A 5,124-nucleotide genomic window follows, 5' to 3' on the forward strand; every position below is an offset into this window, starting at 1 on the left:
TGCGATTTTGCAAGAAGTATGGGTGGAAATGAACGGAACGCAGGCAGCTTGAAAACCTGCCGGCGCTTTTCAGGCTGCCTGCGCCGCTTGGGCGATGTGGTAGAGAATGGCGGCGGTCAGTCCCCAGATGTCGTAATGGCGGTAGGGCAGGGCGGGGACGACGCGCGCCGGCTCCTGCGGCAGCGGGCGGAAACGGTAGGCGTCGGGGTTCAGCGCGGTGGCCAGCGGCAGCAGGAAGATTTCCGCCACTTCGTCGGGGCTGGCGCGCCAGCTGCCGCCGGTGTGCAGCGCGGGCACGGGGCGGACGCTGTAGCCGGTGGGCGAATAAAAGGGCGGCAGCGGCGGGAAGGTCTGCCAGCTCTCGGGCGGGGTGCCGATTTCTTCGGCGGCTTCGCGCAGGGCGGTGGCGGTGTGGCTGCCGGCGTCTTGCGGGTCTTGGCGGCCGCCGGGAAAGGCAATCTGGCCGCCGTGCTGGCGCAGACTGGCGGTACGGCGGGTCAGCAGCAGCTGGGCGCCGGCAGCATCGGGCACAATGCCCACCAGCACCGCGGCTTCTTTAAAGGTGCCGCGGTGGCGGCGCACGCTGAAATTGCGCGCAGCCAACGCGCCGGACGGCGGGTGGCGGTGGAGCGCGGCGAGAAAAGCGGTCAAGTCGTTCGGAATCATGGCGCAAACGGCAGGGCAGCCTGAAAACGGTTGGGAAAAGAGTTAAGGCGGCCATGCTAAGGCTTGGGCAGCGCTTTTTCAACGGCGGCAGCCTGAAAACGCGCGTCTTGTCGCGCACAAACTTCAGGCTGCTTGCGGACAGCGGCGGCGCTCTGATCCTGCAGGCAGCCTGAAAAACGGAAAAATGCTAGAATCCGCCGGTTTTTCCACCCGGTTGGCGCTGCCGGCAAGTTTGGCAGCCTGAAAAACCGTTTTTTCTGTTTCGGCGGCCGTTTCAGGCTGCTTTTGCCGTTTTATCCGCCCATGTTTACCCTGATTCTTCCCGGCCTGCTGCGCGAAAACGCCGCCCAACTGCCATTGCCGCCCACCCCCGCTTTAAACCACCTGCTGCGCTTCGGCCGTTTTGCCGGCGAAGCCGCCGAGCGCGGCGAGATGCTCGGCCGCTGGCTCGGCGCCGCTTTCGATCTGCCGGCCAATCAGGCTTATGCCAGTCCGGTGTGCCAGCGCACCGGCATGAACAGCATTATGCAGCACGGCGGCGCCATGCTTGGCATCGGCGCTGAAGAAGCCGAACAATGGTGCCGCGGGCTGAACGAGTTTTTCGCCGGCGATGCCGAGTTTGCCGTGCTGCGCCCCGATTTGTGGCTGCTGACCCTGCCCGAAGCGGTGTGCTGGCAGGCGCCGCCGCTGTGGCAGGCCGAAGGGCTGATCGACGGCTCCGCCCGCGCGCAGGGCGAAAACGCGCGCCAATGGCTGTCGATGCAGACCGAAATCCAAATGTGGCTGCACGCCCATCCGCTCAACAGCGGCCGCGGCATTCCGGTCAATGCCGTTTGGCTGTGGACGCCGCCGGCGCTGCCGGCGCCTGCTGAAGCCTTTGAGCTGGTGGGCAGCAGCAATCCGTGGCGCAGCCACAGCACGCTGAACAGCGCCGACGAGCCGCAGGACTTTGCCGCCTGGCAGCAGCAGTGCCGCAACGCCAGCGCCGACATCAACCGCAGCGCCTTGTGGCTCGATGCCTTAAACGCCGGCAGCGACGACCCCGCCCGCTATCTTGATATCCTTGCCGCTTGGGAAAAAGACTTTTTCGCCCCGGTGTGGGACGCGCTCAAAACCGGCAGCCTGAAAGGCCTGCGCCTGGTGTGCGACGGCCTGACCGGCGGCATGCTTACCGTGCCGCCCAAGCCGCAGTTTGCCTTTTGGAAACGGCGCCGCACCTTTAACGGCGAGCGGCTCGACGCTTAAAACGCTTAAACGCCGCCAAGCGGCATAGGCAGCCTGAAAGCCGTTTTCAGGCTGCTTTTCGCCCTTTTGCCCGCCCATCGGTTAAAATCCGCCCCTTTTGATTTTCCAACTTTTCAGGCTGCCTTCCATGTCTTCCCACGAAACCGCCTCCCTTGATTTGGCCAAACAACTGATTGCCGAACCCTCCGTAACGCCCGATGACCGCCGCTGCCAGCAGATTCTGGCAAAACGCCTGGCCGCCATCGGTTTTGAAATCGAAGAAATGAACTTCGGCAATACCAAAAACCTGTGGGCGCGGCGCGGCAGGGCGGCGCCGCTGCTGTGTTTTGCCGGCCATACCGATGTGGTGCCCGCCGGCAACGAAGCGGCGTGGGACAGCCCGCCCTTTGTGCCCAACGAGCGCGACGGCCGGCTCTACGGGCGAGGCGCCGCCGATATGAAAAGCGCCATCGCCTGCTTCGTTACCGCCTGCGAGCGCTTTGTCGCCGCACATCCCGATCACGGCGGCAGCATCGCCCTGCTGATTACGTCCGACGAAGAAGGCGACGCCGCCGACGGCACCACCCGCGTGGTCGATGCGCTCAAAGCGCGCGGCGAGAGCATCGACTACTGCATCGTCGGTGAACCGACCGCCGAAAAGCAGCTGGGCGACACCCTGAAAAACGGCCGTCGCGGCTCGCTTTCAGGCAGCCTGAAAGTGATCGGCAAGCAGGGGCATATCGCCTATCCGCATCTGGCCGACAACCCCGTCCACCGCGCCGCCCCCGCGCTGGCCGCGCTGGCCGCCGAGCATTGGGACAACGGCAACGCCTATTTCCCGCCCACCGGCTTTCAGATTTCCAATATCCAAGGCGGCACCGGCGCCACCAATGTGATTCCCGGCGATTTGGACGTGAAGTTCAACTTCCGTTTCAGCACCGAAAGCAGTGAAAGCAGTCTGAAAAAACGGGTACACGCAATTCTGGACGCGCACGGTTTGAACTATACGCTCGACTGGTCGCTCTCCGGCCATCCCTTCCTAACCGAAGCCGGCCGCCTGACCGACAGCGCCAAACGCGCGGTAAAAGCCGTCTGCGGCATCGACGCCGCGCTCTCCACCACCGGCGGCACGTCCGACGGCCGCTTTATCAAAGCCGTCGCCCGCGAGCTGATCGAGCTGGGGCTGGTCAATGCCACCATCCACCAGGTTAATGAAAACGTGGAACTGGCCGATATTCCCAAACTTTCGGCGGTGTATGAAAACATGCTCGCCGATCTGCTGGCAGCCTGAAAAGGTCGGGACAAAAAAAGCAGCCTGAAAAGCGTTTTTTGCCGCTTTCAGGCTGCTTTTTGCCGGATAAAGCGGTTTATCAATCGGCGCAAATACGCTATATTGCCGCCTTGTCCGTTTGTCTGATTACCAAAGGAAAATACTATGTCCAAAATCCTGATTGTGCCGGTGGGCCGCTATGCCAACAGCGGTGCCGTTGCCCAAGCCGTGGCCGCAACGCTTCCCGATGCGGCCGTTTTCAATCCGCTGGCCGATGCTGAACGTGCCGAGCGCCTGCTGTCCGAAGGCAAGGGCGACGACTGGCTCGATCTGCTGGTGGGCGAAGTCGGCGCGCTGCCGCAGCAGAATGTGGTGATTCAGGGCATTCAGCCCGATGCCGACAATCTTTTGCTGTCATCGCAAAACGTCGAGCTGGCGCTGTCGTTTAATGCGGCGGTGGTGTTTGCCGTGAGCGGCGACCATTCCGCCGAAAGCGCGCGCCGCGTGGCCGCCGCCAAGCAGACCTTCGCCGGCCGCGACGTGGTGTTCGCCGGCGTGGTTGCCGACAATCCGAAAACCGCCGAACTGGTGAAACTGCCGTATCTGGGCAGTGCCGCCAAGCCGGAAAATACCGCTCATTTGGCGAAAACCGGCAGCGACCGTGTGTCGCCCGCGCAGTTCCGCTACAACATGATGCAGGCCGCCCGCAAGGCAAACAAACGCATCGTGCTGCCCGAAGGCGCCGAGCCGCGCACCGTGCGCGCCGCCGCTATCTGCCACGAAAAAGGCATCGCCCGCTGCGTGCTCTTGGCCAGCCGCCACGCGGTGCATGCCGTGGCGCAGGAATTGGCCATCGCCCTGCCGGACAGCCTGGAAATCATCGATCCCGAAAGCATCGCCGAGCAATACGTCGCGCCGATGTGCGAACTGCGCAAATCCAAAGGTCTGACCGAAGAGCAGGCGCGCGAACAGCTCAAAGACACCGTGGTGCTGGGCACCATGATGATGGCGCAAAACGATGTGGACGGCCTGGTTTCCGGCGCCGTGCACACCACCGCCAACACCATCCGCCCTGCATTGCAGCTGATTAAAACCGCGCCCAATGCCAGCATCGTATCCAGCGTATTCTTTATGCTGCTGCCCGGCCAGACCGTGGTTTACGGCGACTGCGCGGTCAATCCCAACCCCACGCCCGAGCAGCTGGCAGAGATTGCCATCCAGTCGGCCGATTCGGCCAAAGCCTTCGGCATCGAGCCGCGTGTGGCGATGATTTCCTATTCCACTATCAATTCCGGCAGCGGCCCCGATGTTGATGCCGTTATCGAAGCCACCCGCCTGGTGCGCGAAAAACGCCCCGATCTGGCGGTGGACGGCCCGCTGCAATACGATGCCGCCGTGGTCGAGAGCGTCGCCAAATCCAAAGCGCCCGACAGCGCCGTCGCCGGCAAAGCCACCGTGTTCGTCTTCCCCGACCTGAACACCGGCAACTGCACCTACAAAGCCGTGCAGCGCAACGCCAACGTGCTGAGCGTCGGCCCCATGCTGCAAGGCCTGCGCAAGCCGGTAAACGACCTTTCGCGCGGCGCGCTGGTGGAAGACATCGTCTATACCATCGCCCTTACCGCCATCCAGGCCGAGCAGATCGAGCAGGCCAAATAAGCTGATTAGTTGGCAATAAAAAAGCAGCCTGAAAACCGGAATCTCGGTTTTCAGGCTGCTTTTGTTTGGATGCGTTGGGGATGGCCGGCTTAATAAATGGAATAACCCTCTTTGGACTTGGTGCAGCTTGAATAGCTTTTCCATTCCAATTGGACACCAATTTTGCAATGCTCGTACAAACTTGTGTAATCAGCAAAAATAACTAATATATCTTTATTTACGCAAAACATTTTTTTATATTCATATTCGCTAAGCAGTGGTTTGACATGAAAACTACCATTTTTAATCATGGCGCTATTAATTTT

At 61.6% G+C, this 5,124-nt stretch carries 5 protein-coding genes; 3 read left to right on the forward strand and 2 right to left on the reverse strand.

The features are described 5' to 3' along the window. Positions 1-69: 69 nt before the first annotated feature. Positions 70-666, reverse strand: a complete 597-nt coding sequence (locus MB824_RS05345) for a CoA pyrophosphatase (protein ID WP_238746570.1) — start codon at positions 664-666, stop codon at positions 70-72. 285 nt (positions 667-951) lie between these two features. Between MB824_RS05345 and MB824_RS05350 the strand changes: the two genes are divergently transcribed. The 3 genes from MB824_RS05350 to pta all read left to right on the forward strand — a co-directional run bounded on the left by MB824_RS05350 (position 952) and on the right by pta (position 4,819). Then, positions 952-1,911, forward strand: a complete 960-nt coding sequence (locus tag MB824_RS05350) for a hypothetical protein (RefSeq protein ID WP_238746571.1) — start codon at positions 952-954, stop codon at positions 1,909-1,911. A gap of 127 nt (positions 1,912-2,038) precedes the next feature. After that, positions 2,039-3,181 (forward strand): succinyl-diaminopimelate desuccinylase, encoded by a 1,143-nt coding sequence (dapE, locus tag MB824_RS05355; RefSeq protein ID WP_238746572.1) that lies wholly within the window; start codon positions 2,039-2,041, stop codon positions 3,179-3,181. Between the two features lie 144 nt (positions 3,182-3,325). Then, positions 3,326-4,819 carry a phosphate acetyltransferase gene (gene pta / locus MB824_RS05360; protein WP_238746573.1) on the forward strand — a complete coding sequence of 498 codons (1,494 nt, stop codon included), beginning with the start codon at positions 3,326-3,328 and terminating at the stop codon, positions 4,817-4,819. 89 nt (positions 4,820-4,908) lie between these two features. On the opposite strand, the gene MB824_RS05365 is transcribed toward pta, so the two are convergent. Next, a partial coding sequence (locus MB824_RS05365; RefSeq protein ID WP_238746574.1) for a hypothetical protein occupies positions 4,909-5,124 on the reverse strand: 216 nt, incomplete at its 5' end.

The sequence above is a fragment of the Kingella pumchi genome (genome assembly GCF_022288825.1).
Classification (GTDB): Bacteria; Pseudomonadota; Gammaproteobacteria; order Burkholderiales; family Neisseriaceae; genus Kingella_D; species Kingella_D pumchi.

Excerpts from the sequence above, each read along its gene's own strand:
- pta (WP_238746573.1), top strand. The coding sequence starts at position 3,326 with ATGTCCAAAATCCTGATTGTGCCGGTGGGCCGCTATGCCAACAGCGGT.
- dapE (WP_238746572.1), top strand. The coding sequence starts at position 2,039 with ATGTCTTCCCACGAAACCGCCTCCCTTGATTTGGCCAAACAACTGATT.
- MB824_RS05345 (WP_238746570.1), bottom strand. The coding sequence starts at position 666 with ATGATTCCGAACGACTTGACCGCTTTTCTCGCCGCGCTCCACCGCCAC.